The organism is Actinomadura geliboluensis (genome assembly GCF_043197915.1).
GTDB classification, from domain to species: domain Bacteria; phylum Actinomycetota; class Actinomycetes; order Streptosporangiales; family Streptosporangiaceae; genus Spirillospora; species Spirillospora geliboluensis.
This window is the reverse complement of sequence record NZ_JBICUA010000003.1, coordinates 316171-334797: the sequence shown is the minus strand read 5'-3', so window position 1 is coordinate 334797 and position 18627 is coordinate 316171. Positions and strand designations below refer to the sequence as shown.

19 protein-coding genes are annotated in these 18627 nt (G+C 74.0%); 7 read left to right on the top strand and 12 right to left on the bottom strand.

All coding sequences use genetic code 11. The features are described from left to right. Window positions 1-8: 8 nt before the first annotated feature. The 3 genes from ACGFI1_RS12030 to lon form a co-directional block, all read right to left on the bottom strand. The gene (locus ACGFI1_RS12030) at window positions 9-2453 is read right to left on the bottom strand and encodes a hypothetical protein (protein WP_392784994.1); all 2445 of its coding nucleotides are present in this window, start codon (window positions 2451-2453) and stop codon (window positions 9-11) included. A 181-nt stretch (window positions 2454-2634) separates the two neighbouring features. Continuing rightward, window positions 2635-3120, bottom strand: coding sequence for a VanZ family protein (locus ACGFI1_RS12025; RefSeq protein ID WP_386869846.1), 486 nt, complete (start codon window positions 3118-3120; stop codon window positions 2635-2637). Between the two features lie 152 nt (window positions 3121-3272). Beyond that, a complete protein-coding gene (gene lon / locus ACGFI1_RS12020) occupies window positions 3273-5669 on the bottom strand; it encodes an endopeptidase La (protein WP_392784992.1) in 2397 nt (798 codons plus the stop codon). Window positions 5670-5863: 194 nt separating this feature from the next. Here lon and ACGFI1_RS12015 point away from each other — a divergent pair, with 194 nt between their 5' ends. Both ACGFI1_RS12015 and ACGFI1_RS12010 read left to right on the top strand, forming a co-directional pair. Continuing rightward, a complete protein-coding gene (locus ACGFI1_RS12015) occupies window positions 5864-6496 on the top strand; it encodes a TetR/AcrR family transcriptional regulator (protein ID WP_392784990.1) in 633 nt (210 codons plus the stop codon). Further along, window positions 6493-7068, top strand: a complete 576-nt coding sequence (locus tag ACGFI1_RS12010; RefSeq protein ID WP_392784989.1) for an SRPBCC family protein — start codon at window positions 6493-6495, stop codon at window positions 7066-7068. The genes ACGFI1_RS12015 and ACGFI1_RS12010 overlap by 4 nt, the downstream gene beginning before the upstream one ends. A gap of 10 nt (window positions 7069-7078) precedes the next feature. On the opposite strand, the gene ACGFI1_RS12005 is transcribed toward ACGFI1_RS12010, so the two are convergent. From ACGFI1_RS12005 to ACGFI1_RS11990, 4 genes are all read right to left on the bottom strand, one after another. After that, a complete protein-coding gene (locus ACGFI1_RS12005) occupies window positions 7079-7852 on the bottom strand; it encodes a PP2C family protein-serine/threonine phosphatase (RefSeq protein ID WP_392784987.1) in 774 nt (257 codons plus the stop codon). 666 nt (window positions 7853-8518) lie between these two features. Further along, window positions 8519-9442 (bottom strand): bifunctional helix-turn-helix transcriptional regulator/GNAT family N-acetyltransferase, encoded by a 924-nt coding sequence (locus tag ACGFI1_RS12000; protein ID WP_387070718.1) that lies wholly within the window; start codon window positions 9440-9442, stop codon window positions 8519-8521. Between the two features lie 75 nt (window positions 9443-9517). Then, entirely contained in the window at window positions 9518-9847 is a 330-nt protein-coding gene (locus ACGFI1_RS11995; RefSeq protein WP_392784985.1) for a DUF3817 domain-containing protein, read from the bottom strand. 64 nt (window positions 9848-9911) lie between these two features. After that, window positions 9912-10271: a hypothetical protein gene (locus ACGFI1_RS11990; protein ID WP_138641225.1), complete on the bottom strand. Its 360-nt coding sequence runs from the start codon at window positions 10269-10271 to the stop codon at window positions 9912-9914. A 239-nt stretch (window positions 10272-10510) separates the two neighbouring features. Between ACGFI1_RS11990 and ACGFI1_RS11985 the strand changes: the two genes are divergently transcribed. From ACGFI1_RS11985 to ACGFI1_RS11965, 5 genes are all read left to right on the top strand, one after another. Beyond that, complete coding sequence (locus tag ACGFI1_RS11985; RefSeq protein ID WP_392784983.1) at window positions 10511-10777, top strand: hypothetical protein; 267 nt, start codon at window positions 10511-10513, stop codon at window positions 10775-10777. Between the two features lie 47 nt (window positions 10778-10824). Then, a complete protein-coding gene (locus tag ACGFI1_RS11980) occupies window positions 10825-12216 on the top strand; it encodes an SWIM zinc finger family protein (RefSeq protein WP_392784981.1) in 1392 nt (463 codons plus the stop codon). Continuing rightward, the gene (locus ACGFI1_RS11975) at window positions 12213-14849 is read left to right on the top strand and encodes a DUF6493 family protein (RefSeq protein ID WP_392784979.1); all 2637 of its coding nucleotides are present in this window, start codon (window positions 12213-12215) and stop codon (window positions 14847-14849) included. Before ACGFI1_RS11980 ends, ACGFI1_RS11975 begins: the two co-directional genes overlap by 4 nt. A 124-nt stretch (window positions 14850-14973) precedes the next feature. After that, window positions 14974-15516 (top strand): methylated-DNA--[protein]-cysteine S-methyltransferase, encoded by a 543-nt coding sequence (locus tag ACGFI1_RS11970; RefSeq protein WP_392784977.1) that lies wholly within the window; start codon window positions 14974-14976, stop codon window positions 15514-15516. Between the two features lie 38 nt (window positions 15517-15554). Then, window positions 15555-16130, top strand: coding sequence for a TetR/AcrR family transcriptional regulator (locus ACGFI1_RS11965; RefSeq protein WP_301177729.1), 576 nt, complete (start codon window positions 15555-15557; stop codon window positions 16128-16130). Window positions 16131-16134: 4 nt separating this feature from the next. Here the strand turns inward: ACGFI1_RS11965 and ACGFI1_RS11960 are convergent, their stop codons facing one another. The 5 genes from ACGFI1_RS11960 to ACGFI1_RS11940 all read right to left on the bottom strand — a co-directional run bounded on the left by ACGFI1_RS11960 (window position 16135) and on the right by ACGFI1_RS11940 (window position 18618). Beyond that, a complete protein-coding gene (locus ACGFI1_RS11960; protein WP_301177728.1) occupies window positions 16135-17046 on the bottom strand; it encodes an oxidoreductase in 912 nt (303 codons plus the stop codon). A gap of 170 nt (window positions 17047-17216) precedes the next feature. Beyond that, window positions 17217-17705, bottom strand: a complete 489-nt coding sequence (locus ACGFI1_RS11955; RefSeq protein WP_301177727.1) for a glutathione peroxidase — start codon at window positions 17703-17705, stop codon at window positions 17217-17219. A gap of 51 nt (window positions 17706-17756) precedes the next feature. After that, a complete protein-coding gene (locus ACGFI1_RS11950) occupies window positions 17757-17912 on the bottom strand; it encodes a hypothetical protein (protein ID WP_171069267.1) in 156 nt (51 codons plus the stop codon). Window positions 17913-18080: 168 nt separating this feature from the next. Beyond that, complete coding sequence (locus ACGFI1_RS11945; protein WP_171069266.1) at window positions 18081-18239, bottom strand: hypothetical protein; 159 nt, start codon at window positions 18237-18239, stop codon at window positions 18081-18083. Window positions 18240-18324: 85 nt separating this feature from the next. Next, window positions 18325-18618 (bottom strand): hypothetical protein, encoded by a 294-nt coding sequence (locus tag ACGFI1_RS11940; protein ID WP_138639460.1) that lies wholly within the window; start codon window positions 18616-18618, stop codon window positions 18325-18327. Window positions 18619-18627: the final 9 nt, after the last annotated feature.

Below are 18627 nucleotides of genomic sequence, written 5' to 3'. Positions count from 1 at the left end.
GCCGCCCTTCACGGCTGGGGGCGGGGGTCCAGGCGCATCTCGCGGCGCAGGTAGGCGAACGCGGCACTGGTCTTGCCTCCGACCAGGATCAGGATGCCGATCAGGCCGAGGACGACCACGGCGTTGGCGACCAGGTTCTGGTTGCGTATGTGCGCGCTGAGGACGCGGAGGAAGCTCTGCTGCTCGCCCCCCGCCATCCGGCCCCCGGCGGCCGCGAGGAGGGCCCTGTTGCGGGCGAGCGGACCGGACTCGGCGTCGATCAGCCGCCGCGCCCCCTCGCGCTCGTCCGGCTCCAGCCTGGAGTCGATCTCCCGGCCGAGGTGCTCGAGGTTCGTGGTCAGCTGCCACTGGTAGGGGCCGAGGAAGTACGTGAGGAACGGACCGACGATCGCGAACGTCGCCACGAGCCGCTCCCAGTAGTTCATGCTCGCCGGCAGGTGCAGCACCGTGACGACGGGGATGACCAGCGCGATCAGATAGAGCAGGACCATGACGGTCGAGTCCTGGACCAGGTTGTGCATCAGCCCGTGGCGGGTCTGCTCATGCGGCCCGCGGGAGACCAGGCTGCCCGCCGCCGCGGTGAGCCCGCCGTGCACCGCGAGCACCGCCGTCGCCGTGGAGATCCCCGCGAACCAGGTGTACACGTGAGCGGGATCGGATGCGAGGGCCGCGGACAGCGCGAACGATCCGGAGACGAACGCGCTCACGGCCACGGACCCGATCACCGCCCAGAACAGGGCGTCGATGGGGCTGCGGCGCAGCAGGCCCGCGTTGTTGAGCAGGCTGTTGGCCGACCAGAGGGCCAGCAGGACGCCGCCGGCCACCGCCGCCCAGGTCTCCGGCGGCACCCCGTGCACGCCGCGGACGACCACCACCGCCGGCCAGGCGAGGACGGCCGCGGGGACCGCGAACGCGAGGGCCGGCGCCCCGGCCCTGGTCTTGACCCAGGCCAGCGCGGCCAGGCCCGCGACCAGCCCGAGCCCCGCGGCCAGCAGCCACCACACGCCCGGGAGGGCGCCGGCGTCGTCGGCGTACTTCCGGTCGATCGCGGCCGCCAGGGTGAAGGAGAGCAGTGCGATCGCGGCGGTCAGGCCCGCGACGATCAGCATGCCGAGCGTCGCCGTCGCGCTCAGCCGGGCCGCTCCCCTCAACTGGAAGCGGCCCTCGGCGTCCGCCCCCTCCATCTCGTCCCTGATCTCCGCGTGCAGGCGGCTGCCGAGCACGGGGAAGAACACCCGCGAGATGCCTATCGCGATGACAAAGCTGATGAGCGGCGCCGAGTCGGACGCCTGGTGCCAGCGAGGCGCCGTCACCGCGCCGAGCACGATCACGCCGAGCAGCGCGAAGACCGCCAGCACGTCCGCCGCCTGGCGCAGCCACTCCAGCCGGTTCCCGCGGACGACGGCCCCGGCGGCCGCGGCGATCGCCACCGCGTAGCCGGCGGTCCACCCGGCCGCGGCCGGCCAGTGCGACGCGGCCGTCTCCGCGGCGGCGAGGGTCCAGAGGACGGGCAGCAGGACCGCGAGGATCAGCCCGGCCAGCGCCGCGTTCCCCAGGCCGGGGCGATAGCCGCGGTAGGCGAGGGCCTCGGCGTCCGCGTCGGCCTGCGGAGCGGCACGCCGCGGCACCAGCGTCACGAGGGCGACCCCCGACGCGGTGAGGACGGCCTGGGCGGCGCCCAGGATCTCGGTCCGTTCGGCGCGCCAGGAGACGCGGAAGAAGGCGATCGCCGCGGCCGCCGCGAGCAGGCCCAGGAGCGCCGCCGGCCACACGTGCCGGAAGGAGCGCCGCAGCACCAGCGCCGCCAGGACCAGGACGGCGGCGAACGCCAGCCCCAAGCCGGCGAGGGTGGATCGGGAACCGAAGGTCGCGGCCGACGAGTCGCGCGCCGCCAGCACCGCGTAGCAGAACAGGCAGCACAGCACGGCCGTGGCCCCGGCTCCGCTCAGCAGCCTCTGAGCCGTTTCGCGCTGCGCGCCGCCCGCCCTCAGCGCGCATGACATCCGGCGGGCCAGCAACGCGGCCGCGCCCGCGAGAAGGGCGGCCACCGCCACCGCGTAGACCGCGTGCCAGATCCCCGCGATATTGAATCGGTGCGGGGACGGCAGCGTCCAATTGCGTCCCGGATCGTCATCGAGCAGCCACAGCATTTGCAGGCACGTCAGCGCAATGGCGCCGCCCGTCCCCGCGATCGCGGCGATCGAACGCTCCCTGGCAGCCGCGGGCAGGGCTCGCGCCCCGCCGCCGAGAAGCGCGACGGCGACCGGAAGCAGGACGCTGTCGCCGAGGTAGGCGCTGGGATAGTCGAAAAGGCCCGGCAGGCGCTCAGTGGCGTCGTCCGACCAGATGCCCCGGGTGAACCACAGTGCGGCGAGCACGCAGAACCCCGCCGTGCAGGCGAGCCCGGCCATGACCGGAGCCCAGTTCCCCCGCCGAACCGGCACATGCGTCATGCAAGGAAAGATATCCAGAAAGCCATCAACGACTTCGCCGCTCGCGACATTATGGACGGCCAATGTCGGCCACTCTGTCGCCTATTCGGCGCGGCGATCCAGTAGTTCCACGGTCAAAGCTTGATCAATTCCGTGGTTCCCGGATAACTCTCCGAGAAAACCCGCACCGCGCCTCAAATTGCTAGGCGCCGCGGAGGGCCTTGGATAGGCGGCGGCCCAGGAAGAGGTAGGCCAGGACCACGCCGGACACGTTCAGGATGACGTCGTCTATGTCGAAGGCGCGTCCCACCACCAGGGCGCCCTGGATGGCCTCGATGGTCAGGGAGAGCACTCCGGTCAGGAGAGCCAGGCGTATGGGGCCGCGCAGCGTCGTCCAGACGATGGGCAGCAGGACGCCGAGCGGGGCCAGGAGCGCCAGGTTGCCGCCTATTTGGAAGACGGCCTCCTTGGTGGGGCGGTCCAGGTAGAAGCGCAGTGAGCGGCCGGGATCGGTGTTGCCGCCCGCCTGGCCGTTGTCTTGGACGGGCGTGAGCGTGAGCCTGAACGCGAAGTAGAAGAAGACGCCGAGAAGGCCCAGCGCCACCAGGACGACGAGGACGCGCAAGGCGACGATGTACCACGGGACCCGTTCGCCCGGCGTCGCGGGCTGCCACATTTCCACCAACACCCGGCGGCTGGTCCCCGCCCCGTCCCGGAGTATGCGCGGCCCCGGGTTACGGCCGGGACCGAATCCCGGCATGCGAACGCCCGCGCCGGATCGGCGCGGGCGTTCGGCCGTGCTTCAGGCGGTCGCCGTGCGTCGGGGGCGTCCGCCGTGCGTCAGGCCGCCACCGCGGTGGTGGCCGGCTCCAGGGCCAGGTCCAGCACCTCGCGGACGTCGCTGACGGTGAAGACCGTCATGTTCTCCAGCACCTCGGCCGGGACGTCCTCGAGGTCGGGCTCGTTCCGCTTCGGCACGATCGCGGTGGTGATGCCGAGCCGGGACGCGGCGAGCAGCTTCTGCTTCAGGCCGCCGATCGGCAGCACCCGCCCGGTCAGCGACACCTCGCCGGTCATCGCGACGTCCGCGCGGACCGGCCGCCCCGACAGCAGGGAGGCCAGGGCCGTCGTCATCGTGATGCCCGCGCTCGGGCCGTCCTTCGGGATCGCGCCGGCGGGCACGTGGACGTGGACGCCGCGGTCCTTCAGGTCGCCGACCGGCAGCTCCAGCTCCGCGCCGCGCGAGCGCAGGTAGGACAGCGCGATCCGGGCCGACTCCTTCATGACGTCGCCGAGCTGCCCGGTGAGCGTCACGCCGGTGTCGCCGGTCTCCTTGTCGGCCAGCGACGCCTCGATGTAGAGCACGTCGCCGCCCGCGCCGGTGACCGCGAGGCCCGTCGCCACGCCCGGCACGCCGGTGCGGCGCTCGCCCCGGCTCAGCTCGACCTCCGGGGTGAACCTGGGCCGGCCCAGGTACTCCTTGAGGTCGGCCGCGCCGATCGCGACCGGCAGCGCCGCCTTCTCCAGCGCCACGTTCGCGGCGACCTTCCGCAGCACCCGCGCGATCGAGCGGTCCAGGGACCGGACGCCGGCCTCGCGGGTGTACTCGGCCGCCAGCAGCCGCAGCGCGTCGTCGCCGAACGCCACCTCCGACGCCTCCAGCCCCGCCTTGTCGAGCTGGCGCGGCAGCAGGTGGTCGCGGGCGATGGTGACCTTCTCGTGCTCGGTGTAGCCGTCCAGCTCCACCAGCTCCATCCGGTCGAGCAGCGGCCCGGGGATGGCCTCGACCACGTTCGCCGTGGCGAGGAACAGCACGTCGCTCAGGTCGAGCTCGACCTCCAGGTAGTGGTCCCGGAAGGTGTGGTTCTGCTCGGGGTCGAGGACCTCCAGCAGCGCCGCCGTCGGGTCGCCCCGGTAGTCGGCGCCGACCTTGTCGACCTCGTCCAGCAGGACGACCGGGTTCATCGAGCCGGCCTCGCGGATCGCCCGGACGATGCGGCCGGGAAGCGCGCCCACGTACGTGCGGCGGTGGCCGCGGATCTCGGCCTCGTCCCGGACGCCGCCCAGGGCGACCCGGACGAACTTGCGGCCCATGGCCCGCGCGACGGACTCGCCCAGCGAGGTCTTGCCCACGCCGGGAGGACCGGTCAGCGCCAGCACGGCGCCGCTTCTGCGGCCGCCCACGACGCCGAGGCCGCGGTCCTCGCGCCGCTTGCGCACGGCCAGGTACTCGACGATGCGCTCCTTCACGTCGTCCAGCCCGGCGTGGTCGGCGTCCAGGATCTCGCGGGCGCCCGCGATGTCGTAGGCGTCCTCGGTGCGCTCGTTCCACGGGATGTCGAGGACGGTGTCGAGCCAGGTGCGGATCCAGCCGCCCTCGGGCGAGGCGTCGGACGACCGCTCCAGCTTGTCGACCTCCTTCAGCGCCGCCTCGCGCACCTTCTCGGGGAGGTTCGCGGCCTCGATCCGGGCCCGGTAGTCGTCCTCCTCGTCGGCGGGGTCGCCGTTCAGCTCGGCCAGCTCCTTGCGGATGGCCTCCTGCTGCTGCCGCAGCAGGAACTCCCGCTGCGTCTTCTCCATGCCCTCCTGGACGTCCTTGCGGATCGTCTCCGCCACGTCCAGCTCGGCGAGGTGGTCGCGGGTCCAGCCGATGAGCAGCTCCAGCCGCTCGACCACGTCGACGGTCTCCAGGACCTCGATCTTCTGCTCGTCGGTCAGGTAGGGCGCGTATCCGGCGTTGTCGGCCAGCGTGGACGGGTCGTCGATCTGCTGCACCACGTCCACGACCTGCCAGGCGCCGCGCTTCTGCAGGATCGCGCCGACCAGGCCCTTGTACTCCTTGGCCAGCTCCTGCGCCCGCCCGGACGCCGGCGGCGCCTCGATCACGGTGCCCTCGACCCACAGCGCCGCGCCGGGGCCGGTCGTCCCGGTCCCGATCCGCACCCGGGACACGCCGCGGACGACCGCGCCCGGCTCGCCGCCCGGCAGCCGCCCCTCCTGCTCGACCACCCCGAGGGTGCCGACGTCGGAGTACCGTCCGTTCAGTCTGGGCACCAGCAGCACCCGCGGCTTGGCCGCCGACCGGATGCCCGGGCCCTTGGACTGCGACACCGCCCGCGCGGCTTCGATGGCCGCCCGGACCTCGCCGTTCTCGGAGAGGTCCAGGGGGACCACCATGCCGGGCAGAACGACCCCGTCTTCCAGGGGCAGCACCGGCAGCGTCAGGGTTTCGCTCATGCTCAGCTCCAAGTCCGTCATCGACCCAACCTCAAGTTGAGTCATACACACTCAAGAAAACGGAGCTGCATTTTGTTTCCGCAGCAACGTTCGCTCTGAGCGATCAAGCCCGAATTTCGATACGGGCGTTGCGTAATCCCGTCCGGCCGGGCTACCGTGGATTTACGAAACGCCCGTATCGAAAGGAGGGCCGGATGCCTCCCGCACGGCCGCGCCGCGGCCGCCCCCGCGACCCGGACGCCGACGAGCAGATCCTGCGGGCCGCCGAGGAGCAGCTCCTGGCGCACGGCTACGCCGCGTTCACCGTGGACCAGGTGGCCCGCGCGGCCGCGGTCGCCAAGACGACGCTGTACCGGCGCTGGCCCACCAAGGACCACCTCGCCATCGCCGTCATCGCCCGGATGCAGGACGAGGTGCCGGTGCCCGACACCGGCGACCTCCGCGCCGACCTCGCCGACTACCTGGAGCAGATCGCGCTCGGCCTGAACCGGACGCGGAGCGCCGGCCCCGGGCACCCGCCCGGCGACCCCTCGTCCGGCCTCGTGGGCGAGCTGGTCGCCGCCGCCGCGCGGCACCCCGACATCGGAGCGCTCGTCCGCGCCGTGTTCGAGCAGCGCAACGCGCTGGCCATCGGGCTGATCGACCGGGCCCGGCGGCGCGGCGACCTGCGGCCCGACAGCGACCCGGCGCTGCTGTTCGACCAGCTCGCCGGCGCCCTGTACTACCGGCTCCTGATCACCGGCCTGCCCATCGACCGCGCCTACGCCGAACACCTGGTCGACGCCGCCCTCCGCGGCGTCCTGCCCGTGAAGGAGAACCCGGCATGACCATCGCTCCGTCCATCCCCGCCCGCCCGGACCACGGCGAGCGGGCACCGCGGCGGGGACGGCGCCGCCTCCTGGCCGCACTCGCCGTCGTCGCCGCCCTGCTCGCGGGCTACACGGCCTGGACGAACCTGCGCCCCTTCACGCTGCGCACCTCGATCGAGCTGGACGCCACGCCCGAGCAGGTGTGGACGGTCCTGGCCGACCTGCCCGCCTACGCGCAGTGGAACCCGTTCATCGTCTCCTCCGAGGGCAGGCTGGAGAAGGGCGCCACCCTGCGCAATGTCCTGCGCGACCCGGGCGGCGACACAACCTTCACCCCGACCGTCCTCGCGGCCGACCCCGGCCGCGAGCTCCGCTGGATCGGCAAGATCGGCCCCGGCGGGGTCTTCGACGGGGAGCACCGGTTCCGCATCGAGCCCATCGCGCCGGGCCGCGTCAGGCTCGTCCAGAGCGAGGAGTTCAGCGGCGTCGCGGTGCCCTTCGTCCGAGGCCAGCTGACCGATCGGACGCTGCCCCAGTTCCACGCGATGAACAAGGCCCTCGCGCAGCGGCTCAAGGACGTCCGCTCCTGACCACGCTCGTTCAACGCTGAGCCGGCTCTACGCGGATGACCAGAGCGGTGGTGTTGTCGCGGGTGCCCTCGTCCAAGGCGTACTGGACGAGGGCACGTGCGCCATCGAGCGGGGTGTGGCCGCCCAAGTGCGCGCGCAGGGCAGCGGGGTCGGACAGGTGGCGCCACAGGCCGTCGGTGCACAGGAGCACGTGGCCCGCGCCCTGCGGACGGTAACTGCGGGTCCGCGGGTGCGGGTCGCCCGCGTCGGCGCCCAGCCAGGCGGTCAGGACTTCCTGCGCGTCAACGTCGTCCTGGGTCAGGGCCATTCCCGGGCCCTCGTCGGGGAGCCAGTAGGCGCGGCTGTCGCCGACCCAGCTCGCCCAGACGCCGTCCGGACCGGTGACGGCCGCGACATAGGTGCAGGCGGGAGCCGCGTGGACCGAGGCGGCGAGAGCGGCCACGGCGCGGGAGGCGCGGAGAGCGGCCTCGTCCAGGGCGTGCTCGGGAAGGGCTCCCGGCAGGCGCGCGGCCAGGACGGCGGCGGCGGTGTCGGCGGCGACGCGCGCCGCGCGATCGGCGCGGGGCGACATCGAGACCCCGTCGCAGACGGCGGCGATCGTCCACGGGCCCGCGGCGGTGAGGGCCGCGGCGTCGGCGTTGACGGCGCGGCCGGCGCGGTCGGTGACGGCGGCCGCGGTGGGGGTGGCGGTCTCCAGGTGGGCGCGGTAGGCGGGCTGGCGGGTGCCGCAGTCCCAGCAGTGGCCGTCCGGGGCGACCGTCCCGCCGCACGAGGTGCAAGGCATGACGCAAAGGATGCCGGAAGGCCGCCCCGGGCAATGCGGAGGCAAAGACCACTTCGCGATCTTGATTCTTTGCACGGAGCGCGTTTACGCGCACATGACGGCCGGGTACTTAACGCAACGAGATCGTGACACACAGTGAACGAAAGATCCTCGGGGCGGCAAAGTCCCAGGTCGGGAACCAGGAGGAGTCGAGATGCGACGCACCGGGCGGCCCCTTCCCGCGTTCCCCCTCCCCGGCGGCCCGGCCCGTACGGCCGAGGGCGTTCGCGGCGCGCTCCACGCCGGCGCGCGGCGACACACCTCGGGTTCTCGGCCGTACCCGGCCGGCTCCGCGCAGCGGCCTTCCCCGGGCCCCGGTGCCGCACGCCCCCGCGGCACCGGCACCCCCCGGCGGCCGGGCCGGCGGCCACGTCCCACCGCGCCGCCGGCCCGGTCTCAGTCACCCGGGCGCCCTTCGGCGCCCTCCCCCCTTCGCCGGACGGGCCGTCACGCCCCCGGCCGGCGCGAGCGGAAGGGAGGTGAGAGCCAGCCCCCAGAAAGACCGGCACCACGCCGGTAGCACAGGCGGCCGGAACTCCGTCCGACCCCCGTCCCGGCCGCCGCCGCAGTTAGGGATCGCTGCGAGAACCGGGCCCGCGGAGGCGCGTCGCCTCCGCGGGTCCCGGGTCACAGCTTCTTGCGCCACACCTGCCCGTGGACCACGTCGCCGAAGCGCTCCACGGGCGGCTCCTCGTCCTCGAGGACGAACCCGGCCCGCGCGTAGAGGCGGTGCGCCGGGCGCTGCAGCGCCGTCGTCCACAGCATGATCTCCCGGTAGCCGGCCTCGGCGGCGAAGCGCACGCAGGCGTCGACGAGCGCCGCGCCGACCCCCAGGCCGCGGGCGTCCGGCTCGACGTGCAGCAGCCGCAGCTGCGCGACGTCCTCGGCGCGCTTGACGCAGAACACCCCGCCGACCCGGACGCCGTCCGACTCGGCGATCCACGCGTTCTCCCGCTCCGGGTCGTGGTCGCGCACGTAGTCGGCCACCACCGAGGCGACGAGGGCCTCGTAGGTGCGGTCCCAGCCGCATTCCACGTCGTACAGCGCGCCGTTGCGCTCCACCACCCAGCCGAGGTCGCCGGGGCGCAGCGGGCGCAGGACGACGTCGTCCGCGCGCGGCCGGCCGCCGAGGACGCCCTGGACGGTGCGCATCGCGGCGAGCAGCCGGCGGCGGTCGCCGGCGGCGAGGCCGTCCAGCAGCCCGCGGATCTCGGCGATGGTCCGCTCGTCCAGCATGGCGAACACCTCGCGGCCCCGCGGGGTGAGCCGGACGACCTGGCGGCGGGCGTCGCCGGGCGCGCGCTCGCGCAGCACGAGCCCGTCGGCCTCGAACCGGGCCAGCATCCGGCTGAGGTAGCCGGCGTCGAGGTCGAGGGCGCGGCGCAGCGCGAGCACCTCGGTGTCCTCCCGCTGGGCCAGCTCGAAGATCACCCGTGCCTCGGTCAGCGAGTACGGCGACCGGACGAGCCCCTCGCCGAGCACCCCGATGACACCGGTGTAGAAGCGGTTGAACGCGCGGACCGTGCCGACGTCCTCCTCGGTCACCTCCATGGCGCCTCCAAACGTTTGACTCAGTCAAACGTTAGGCGATGAAGGGCCGCGGGCACCAGCCCCGGAGGAGGATTGTCAGGCGCTCGCGCCGGCCTCGGCCTTGGCGGCGGGCAGCGCGCGCGCCTCGCGGACGATCTTGCGCTCCACGAAGAAGGTCATCAGCGGCACGACGCCGCCGAGCACGATCAGCACCATCTTGCCGATCGGCCAGCCCGTGCGCCGCCACATGTCGAAGGCGAACGCCACGTAGACCATGTAGAAGAGGCCGTGGATCGGCGACACGATGCCCGCCATCTCCGGCATGTCGGTCGGCCCGTACTTGAGGACCATCCCGATCACCAGCAGCACCAGCAGGGTGCCGACGATCAGCGCCAGGATCCGGTACCTGGTGACCGCGCCTTCCACAGGAAACACACCTTTCGTTCGGCGGACGGGGGCTCCACCGCGCCGCGCGCCCGCACGCGGGGGTTCAGCGGCGGCCGCGCGCGTTCTCGGAGTTGAGGCGCGCGAGGTAGCGGTTGTAGGCGGCGAGGGCGGGGTCCTCTTCCTCGTGCTGCTTGATGAGCTCCCGCTTGACCTCGGCCTCCGCGGGCTCCTCGATGACCGTGGGCGCGGGCTTCACACCGGCCCGCTCGTCCCGGATCATCTTGATCCACATCACGATCACGAAGATCGCGAAGATCGGCCATTCGAACGTGTACGCCCAGCTGCGGTCGTTGCCGGACTGGGCGCGGTCGAACTGCCACCAGCCGAACCCGAGGAACGCGCCGCACAGCACGATCGCGAGCGCGTGCAGCCCGAGCCAGCCTGGGGTGAGGAACCGTCGCACGTCACCGAGCCTACCCCCGGTTCTGCGAGGTGCCGCCGCGACCCCGCCTCAGCGGACCGGCGGGCCGGTGTAGACGGCGCGGGGCCGCAGCGGGCCGCGCCGCGCGTACTCCTCCAGCGCGTGCGCGAGCCATCCGGCCGTGCGGGCGACGGCGAACACGGCCTCCCCGGCCCCGGCACGAGACCGGCGACCGCGCCGAGCGCCGCCAGCGCGAAGTCGATGTCGGGCGCGAGGTAGGCGTGGGAGGGAACGCGTTCGCGCACGAGTCCGGCATCCACGCCACCCGCCCCGGACGGGTCGTCCTCACCGGCGAGTACGGCGGCAAGGCCGGCTTCAGGCACGTCATGGACGGACTGGGCGTCGAGCCGGAGGACGAGGACCTCGCGTTCAAGCTCGTCCAGCTGTGCAACGCCCAGACGGGCCGTCCGCTGACCGACGACGAACTCCGCCTGATCGCCGGGTACCCGCGCGAACTGTCGCTCCTCTTCCCCGGCCAGCTCGGCTGACCCGGGAACCGGAGGATTTGTCCGAGGCGGACTCTACGTTCTCGGGCATGGCGAGCAGGACAGTGGCGGCCGGAGCCGCGCAGTCGTACACGTACACGCGGCCCTCGGGGCTGGACGCGGGGCTTCTCGGCCTGTCGACGTCCGGCGGGACGACGAGCAGCGGGCCGAGCGCGCACCCGCACTTCTTCAGCGGCGTGCTCACCCAGGCGGCGCCGGCCGCGGCGGCGCTGCTCGCCCTGGCCGACGTCGCCCAGACCCGCTACTTCCAGCCGCGCCCGACGTCCTTCCGCGACCCGGTCGTCACCTGCAACGGCGACCGGATCCGGATGGAGTCGTTCTCCGCGTGCGGCGGCGTGTACGCCCGGCTGGACGTGCTGGAGCCCGCGCTGGACGGCGACGTCCACGAACGGGGCACGACCAACGTGGACGTCAACGGCCCCCTGCGGGAGGCCCTCGCCCGCGTCGGCGGGTCCGATCCGCTGCACCTGGCGGTCGGCGCCGAGGAACTGGCCGTCACCACGATGGACGGCGCGGTCGTGGAGAAGAAGGTGCCGCTGCCCGACCGGTGGCTGCGGGGGTTCGCCGAGGTGCAGGTCATCACGGCCGGGTTCGACCCGCGCGGCGAGCTGGACGGGCCGAGCGCCGTGCGGTTCCTGCGCACCCTGCCGCGCGCGCAGCGCGAACCCCTGTGGGCCGTGCCCGCCGGGAGGACGCTGCGGGTCACGTCCCGTCCGGCGCCCGGCGCCGTGTGCCTCGCGGGCCCGGACCGCCTGCGGACGATGCTGCCGCTGCTCCGCTTCGCCCGGGCCCTGCGCGTCTACGGGCCGCCCCTCACCCATGGCGGCGGGCCCGTGGCGAGCGTGTGGGAGCTGGAGCTTCCCGGCATGAGGTACGTCCTCACCCTGTCCCCCCAGCACTCGCGCGGCTTCTCCGGTGAGGGCGCCGTGCTGGAGGACATCGCGACCGACGAGGCCGCCGGGGACGCCGACCTGCTCGGCGCGCTGCTGTCCTTCGAGCCGCGCGTCGAACCCGGCCTGCTCGCCGAGCGGTCCGGCCTCGACCTCGCCCGGACGAGGGCCGCGCTGACCCAGCTCGGCACGTCGGGACGCGTCGGCTTCGACGCCGCCGAGGCCGCCTTCTTCCACCGCGAACTCCCCTATGACCCGGCGCGCGTGGCCGGCCTCAACCCGCGGCTGCGGTCGGCGCGGGCGCTCGTCGAGGACGGCGCCGTGCGGTTCACCTCCGCGGGCACGGCGATCGTGCTGAGCGGCGGCGGTGAGCGGGAGGTCCGCTTCGACGGCGACCGCGCCGCCTGCACGTGCCCCTGGTGGTTCGACCATCGGGGCGAACGCGGGCCGTGCAAGCACGTCCTCGCGGCGCGCATCGCCCGCCGCGCGGCCGAGGAGACGGCCGAGGAGACGGCGGAGGCCGCGCGATGAGCACCTGGGCCGAGCTCCGGAAGGCGATCGAGGCGGGCGGCATGGAGGCGACGGCGCGCGCCGTCAGGGCGCTGGACGAGGCCGAGCGCCGCACCGCCGCAGCCGAACTCCCCAGGCTGCTGAAGGAGCTGCGCGCCCGGACGCGGTACGGGTTCCTCGACAACGAGGGGATCAGCCGCCTGCTCATCGCCGGCGCCGGCGTGATCGGCGGCCCGGCGGCGGCCGCGACCTGGCTGTGCCGCACCGACCTGCGGCTCTGGTCGTGGAGCGAGTACACCACCCGGCTGCTGGTCGAGGTGACGGCGGACCGCCCCGCGCAGTGGCGCGCCGAGGTCGCGCGCCGGATCGGCGACCGGCTGCGGGTCTCCGACGAGGAGTGGTCGCGCTGGCACACCGCGGCGGCGCTCGCCACGTCGGCCGGTGCCGCGCCCCCGGTGACGGACGGCTTCGTGGTCGGCTGGGTCACCGGCGCGGGCAACGCGGACGGGCTCGCCGACGACCCCTTCCTGGACACCCTCCTCCCGAGGCTGTTCGAGGCGGACGGCGTGGGCGCCGCCCTCGCCAACGACGCGAACTGGGTCCAGTGGGACAAGGCCCGCAAGAGCACCTGGGCCGACTCCCTGACCGGCCTGGCCCTTACCGGACGCGTCGAACGCGAACTCCTCCTGGACGGGTGCGTCAGCCGCTTCCTGCGCGGCGGCACCGCGCACACCCTGCGCTGGTTCGTCCAGCTCCACGACGCGCTCGCGCCCACCGACGACGAGACCACCGCCCGCGTCCGCGACTACGTGCGGCTCCTGCCCGCCGCGCCGCCGGCGGTCGCCGACCTCGCGCTGCGGCAGGTGCGCCGCGCCGACGACCTCGGCCGGCTCGACGCGGCGCTGTTCGCCGAGGCGGCGGACGCGGTGCTGTTCCGGCCCGAGCGCAAGCTCGTGCGGGCCGCGCTGACCTGGCTCGACCGGACGGCCCGCAAGCGCGGCCGGGTCGAGGCCACGCTGCGCGCCCTCACCGCGGTGTTCCCGTCCGACGCGGTCGACCTGCGCGAGCGCGCCGTGAAGATCGCGGCCAAGCACGCCGCCCACGCGGGCGAGGCCGTCCGGGCGGAGGTCCGGGACGCGGCCGCGGTCCTGCCCGCCGGGCCGCGCGCGGTGATCGCCGACGCGTTCGGCGCGGTCGAGGCCGTCCCCGAGCCCGCACCGCCGGGCCCGCCGCCCTACGTCCCCCGGTCGATGCCCGCGCCCGTCGGCTCCCTCGCCGAACTCGCGGACGAGTTCGCCGTCCGGCTGCGCTCCGACGAGGAGTGGGCCCCGGCGGAGCGGTTCCTGGCCGCGCTCATGGAGTCCGCCCACCGCGACCCCGACGGGACCCGGGAGGCGCTCCGGAAGGTCGCCGGCGACATCGCGCCGTGGATCACCAAGCCGGACGACCGCTCGTACATGCGCAACCTCGTCCGGGAGAGCTGGATCGCGCTCCCGGCGCAGAACCTGCTGCTCCAGCGCCGGTCGCGCGCGGCCGGCCTCCGCGCCGCCCTGACCCTGCGGCGTCTCCGTCCCGCCGCGGAGGCGTCCGGGCCGCCGCTGGCACGGTTCCTGGCGTGGCGGCTCCAGGAGATCGCCGCCGCCGTCGGGACGGTGCCGCTCCTGCTCGCGGCCCCGACCGAGGCGAGCGGGCACATCGACCCGGACGTCCTCGTCGGCCGCCTCGAACGCCTGGAGGAGGCGGGCGCCGCGCCGGGGCGGGCCGAGCTCGCGCAGGCGATGCTCCGCGTCCCGCGCGAGATCGACCCGGCGGCCGCGGCGCGGGCGAAGGGGCTGGCGTCCGAGGCGGGCCGGGCCGTCGCGTCCTGGCTCGCCGCGGGCGGGCTCCCCGACCCCGTGGTCACCTGCACGGTCCTCGGCCGGCCGGGCGCGGCCGCCGAGCGCCCGGCGTGGCGCGCCCCGTCCCCGGTGCGCGCCACGGTGGCCATGACCGGCGACACCGACATCGACCACGCGTGCGCCCTCCCCGCGACGGGCGGGCGCAACGGGGAGTCCTGGCGCTTCCTGGAGCGGATCGGCCACTGGCCCGCCGTCCTGCCGTCCCACCGCGAGGTCGCCGCCGCGCACCTCGTCCGCTACGTGGCCCGAATGGGGGACGACGGATGGCAACCGGGCGCCGCGATGCTCGGCGTCGCCGAGGCCGACGGCCCCGCAGGGGTCGCCACCGGCACCCTCCTCGCCTGCACGCTGGCCGACAAGGACCAGCGCGACAGGTCGAACGCCGTCGACGCGCTGGTCACGCTCAGCTCGCGGGGCGCCCTCCCGGCGGAGGAGACGGGCGCCGCGCTCGGCCGACTCGCCGCGCTGGGCCGCATCCCGCTGCCGCGCACCCTCAAGGCCCTCACGGCCGCCGCCGACGCGGGCGCCCACGCCGGCGTCTGGACGATCCTGGCCACCGCGCTCCCTCGCCTCCTCCCCGCGCCGGGCGAACGCGCGCCCTCCGGCCTTCCCTCCCTGGTCGCCCAGGCCACCCGGCTCGCCGAGCTCACCGGCGCCAAGGGCCCCATTCCGGAGGTCGCCGAAGTGGCCTCACGCGCCGGCTCCGGCCGCCTGGTCACCGAATGCGCCCGCCTCCACAGCACGCTTGCAACCTGAAGCCACGTCCCGGTGTTAAAGGAGAAAGGACCAGCACTGGCACGCGGACCCTGCGAACCCAGCACGGGTGGGGGGTGTCGGTGGGGCGTGGGAGGCTGGGGGCACTGGGAAGGAGCATCGCACGATGACCGAGACCCTCGCGTTCGGCACGGTCGAGACTGTGCTCGGGCGCCTGCTCGTCGCCGAGACCGGGACGGGGATCGCCGCGCTGCACTTCCGCGACACCCCCGCGGCCCGTGCGCGGACCGCCAAGGCCGCCGGGCTGCCGGTCGTGGACGCCCCCGGCCGGGTCGCCCCGGTCCTCGCGGCGCTGCGCGACTACTTCGCCGGCGACCTGAAGGAGTTCGAGGTGCCGATCGACTGGCGCCTCACCTCCGACGCCCAGCGGCAGGTGCTCACGACCCTGTACGAGTCCGTCCCCTACGGGAGGACCGTCACCTACGGCGAGCTGGGCGACCGCAGCGGCACCGGCGTGCACGCCCAGGTCATCGGGCAGATCATGGGGAGCAACCCGATCCCGCTGATCGTGCCGTGCCACCGGGTCGTCGCCTCGACCGGGCTGGGCGGCTACAGCGGCGGGTCCGGCGTCGAGGTCAAGCGCTGGCTGCTCACGCTGGAGGGCGCCCTCCCCGCGACCCTCGACTGGGACATCGGCCGGGCCCCGTGAACATACCGACGAGGAGTCGGGAAGCCTAGAATGGGCGGGTGCCGAAGATCAGTGAGGCGACCGTCGCGGAGCACCGGGCCCGGCAGCTGCGGAACCTGCTGGACGGGGCGCGGGCGCTGGTGGCCGAGGAGGGCATCGAGGCGCTGACGCTGGCGGCGCTGGCGCGGCGGGTCGGGCTGTCCCGGCCGGGCCTGTACGAGTACTTCCGCTCGAAGGACGACCTCGTCGCCGCGATCCTGGACGAGGAGCTGCCGCGCTGGGCGGCGCTCGTCGAGCGCGCCCTCGGCGGTGCGGACGGCCTGGACGGCAAGGTCGCCGCCTACGTCCGCTGCCAGCTGGAGGTCATGACGGACGGCCGGCACGCCGCCGCCGTCGCGCTGGCCGAGCACGCCCTCGCCCAGCCGGCCCTCGACCGCATCCGGGCCGGGCACGCGCAGCTGCTGCGGCCGCTCGCCGCCGCGCTGGAGGCGGGCGGCGTCCCGGAGCCGGAGCTGCGGGCCGAACTGATCCAGGGGCTGGTCGACGCGGCCGCGCGGCTCGCGCAGCGGCGGCCGTCCGGCGCCGGGGCCGTCGTCGACGCGACGGTGGCGCAGGCGGTGCGGGGGCTGTCCTAGCGGGTCAGGTCCGCGCGTGCTCGTAGGTGACGCCCGTGAGGGCCTCGGAGACCTCCCAGAGGCGCTCCCCGAGGCCGGGGCGGTTCGCCTGCGGGGGCGTGACCACCTTGGCGGGGGCGCCGCGGTACTGGAGCAGCCGGGGGCCGTAGCAGGCGCCGCCCTCGACGTCCGCCGTCGCGGCGTACAGGGACGGCAGCGCGCCCGCCGCGGCGGACTGGGCGATCAGCGCGTTCCCGATGCCGGTGGCCTTCTCCATGAGCGTGTTGCCCTGCATCCTCGGCCCGGTCTGCTGGAGGTTCGTCGCGGCGTAGCCGGGGTGGGCGGCGACGCTCGTCAGCTCCGGGAAGCGCCGGTCCAGCTCCTTGGCGAAGAGGAGGTTGGCGAGCTTGGCCTGGCTGTAGGCCGCCCACTTGCGGTACCGGCGCTCGCCCTGCAGGTCGTCGAAGTCCAGCCGGCCCGTCCAGGCGAAGCCGGAGGTGACGGTGACGACGCGGGCGGACGGGGCGGAGCGCAGCGCGGGCAGCAGCAGGCCGGTGAGCGCGAAATGGCCGAGGTGGTTGGTGCCGAACTGCATCTCGAAGCCGTCGGCGGTGGCGCGGCGCGGGATCGCCATGACGCCCGCGTTGTTGACGAGGACGTCGAGGGGCTCGGCGCCGTGCCGGTCCGCGAACGCCCGGACGGACGCCAGGTCGGCGAGGTCGAGCGAGCCGAGCGCGAGGTCGGCGCCGGGCGCGGCGGCCCGGATCCGGTCGACGGCGGCCTGGCCGCGTTCGGCGCTGCGGCAGGCCAGCACGACGGACGCGCCGTGCCGGGCGAGCTGGAGCGCGGTGTGGTAGCCGATGCCGCTGTTGGCGCCGGTGACGACCGCCCGCCGCCCGGACAGGCCGGGGATGTCGTTCGCCGTCCATCCGCGCATGGGCACCTCCACGTCGTCGCGCGGGACTCGCGTCGCCGCGCGGGACTGCCAAGTTAGACGGGTCATCGAATAGAGGGCAACCGGGCCGCGGTGTGGCGCGATTCACACCGCCCGCGCCGCGCCCGCCCCGCGCCGGCGCGCCCCCCGGAGCGCGGAGGGCGCGTCCGGGATCAGGCGGGCAGGTTCTTCTCGATGGCGCCGGTGACCTCGTCGGTCTCCGGCTCGGTCTGCGGCGCGAACCGCGCGGCGACCGCGCCGTCCGGGGCGATGAGGAACTTCTCGAAGTTCCACCGGATGTCGCCGGTGTACCCCTCGGCGTCGGGGACGTCGACGAGGCCCTGGTACAGCGGGTGCCGACCGTCCCCGTTGACCTCGACCTTCTCGGTCATCGGGAAGGTGACGCCGTACGTCGCCGAGCAGAACTCGGCGATCTCGTCGGCGGTGCCGGGCTCCTGGCCCATGAACTGGTTGCAGGGCACGCCGAGGACGGTGAAGCCGCGTTCCGCGTAGCGCTCCTGCAGCCGCTCCAGGCCGGAGTACTGCGGGGTGAGGCCGCACTTGGACGCGACGTTGACGACGAGCACGGCCTTGCCCCGGTACTGCGCGAGGTCCGCGGAGCCGCCCCGCAGACCGTCGATCTCTACGTCGAAGACAGACATGAGGCCGATCTTAGGAGATGCCTCCCCCGACCGGCCCCGGCCGCCGTCGTCCTAGCCCAAGGCGTTCACGAAGGCGGCGAGCTGGTTGCCCGCGTTGCCCAGCTCGTCGAGGGCGTTGTTGACCACGCCCGCGGCGTCGGTCGGGGAGCTCAGCAAGTAGAAGATGACGAAGGCGATCGCCACATAGCGCAAGTTCTTCTTGTTCATTACGCCCGTCCCTGGTTGTAGCGCGCGACACAACTGACCCGATCCAATTGTGCCCAGCGGCGTCTGCCCGCAAAGCGGGATTTTACTGTGACGCGCGCGCCACCGCTTGGTCGCCCGGACGCGAAGAAGCCCCGCACCGCCGGGGGTACGGGGCCCGGGAGCCGTCGGTCAGCTCGGGATGGCGCTCATGAACTGCGACAACGACTCCGCCGCGCTCCCGAGGCCGCTCAGGGCGTTGTTCACCAGAGTCGCCGCCCCCTGGGGCCTGCTGATGACGTACCACGCCACGAAGGCGATGGCGGCGATCTTCATATGCTTCTTGTTCACTTCAACCACCCTCTGCGGTCGCTTGCCTACGCAGAGTGATTCCCAGGGGCGGCAGAACAGAGATCAAGAGAGGGCAAAGAGACGGTCAGGTCCGGTTGGCGTGCTCGGCGAGGTAGCCGATGTAGAGCGGCCGGAGCGCCTCGCCGACCTCGCCCTCCCCCGCGTGCGTGAACTCCTCCAGCAGCGACAGGCCGTGGAACAGGTCGAACTCGGCGCGGTCGACCTCGCCCGTCGCCGCCGCGGCGGCCGGGATCGCGCGCAGCAGCTCCCACAGGAAGCCGACGTCCCGCCGCCGCCTGGCCAGGTCCATCGCCCGCTCGTACAGCTCCTTGGAGGACAGCTCGTCCAGGTCCGCGCCGTCCGGCGTCACATCGGCCATAATCCGACT

What these genes read in the sequence shown, in the direction of transcription:
- ACGFI1_RS12030 (WP_392784994.1), bottom strand. Translation starts at nt 2,453, where the DNA reads ATGACGCATGTGCCGGTTCGGCGGGGGAACTGGGCTCCGGTCATGGCC.
- lon (WP_392784992.1), bottom strand. Translation starts at nt 5,669, where the DNA reads ATGAGCGAAACCCTGACGCTGCCGGTGCTGCCCCTGGAAGACGGGGTC.
- ACGFI1_RS12015 (WP_392784990.1), top strand. Translation starts at nt 5,864, where the DNA reads ATGCCTCCCGCACGGCCGCGCCGCGGCCGCCCCCGCGACCCGGACGCC.
- ACGFI1_RS12010 (WP_392784989.1), top strand. Translation starts at nt 6,493, where the DNA reads ATGACCATCGCTCCGTCCATCCCCGCCCGCCCGGACCACGGCGAGCGG.
- ACGFI1_RS12005 (WP_392784987.1), bottom strand. Translation starts at nt 7,852, where the DNA reads ATGCCTTGCACCTCGTGCGGCGGGACGGTCGCCCCGGACGGCCACTGC.
- ACGFI1_RS12000 (WP_387070718.1), bottom strand. Translation starts at nt 9,442, where the DNA reads ATGGAGGTGACCGAGGAGGACGTCGGCACGGTCCGCGCGTTCAACCGC.
- ACGFI1_RS11980 (WP_392784981.1), top strand. Translation starts at nt 10,825, where the DNA reads ATGGCGAGCAGGACAGTGGCGGCCGGAGCCGCGCAGTCGTACACGTAC.
- ACGFI1_RS11975 (WP_392784979.1), top strand. Translation starts at nt 12,213, where the DNA reads ATGAGCACCTGGGCCGAGCTCCGGAAGGCGATCGAGGCGGGCGGCATG.
- ACGFI1_RS11970 (WP_392784977.1), top strand. Translation starts at nt 14,974, where the DNA reads ATGACCGAGACCCTCGCGTTCGGCACGGTCGAGACTGTGCTCGGGCGC.
- ACGFI1_RS11960 (WP_301177728.1), bottom strand. Translation starts at nt 17,046, where the DNA reads ATGCGCGGATGGACGGCGAACGACATCCCCGGCCTGTCCGGGCGGCGG.
- ACGFI1_RS11955 (WP_301177727.1), bottom strand. Translation starts at nt 17,705, where the DNA reads ATGTCTGTCTTCGACGTAGAGATCGACGGTCTGCGGGGCGGCTCCGCG.
- ACGFI1_RS11950 (WP_171069267.1), bottom strand. Translation starts at nt 17,912, where the DNA reads ATGAACAAGAAGAACTTGCGCTATGTGGCGATCGCCTTCGTCATCTTC.
- ACGFI1_RS11940 (WP_138639460.1), bottom strand. Translation starts at nt 18,618, where the DNA reads ATGGCCGATGTGACGCCGGACGGCGCGGACCTGGACGAGCTGTCCTCC.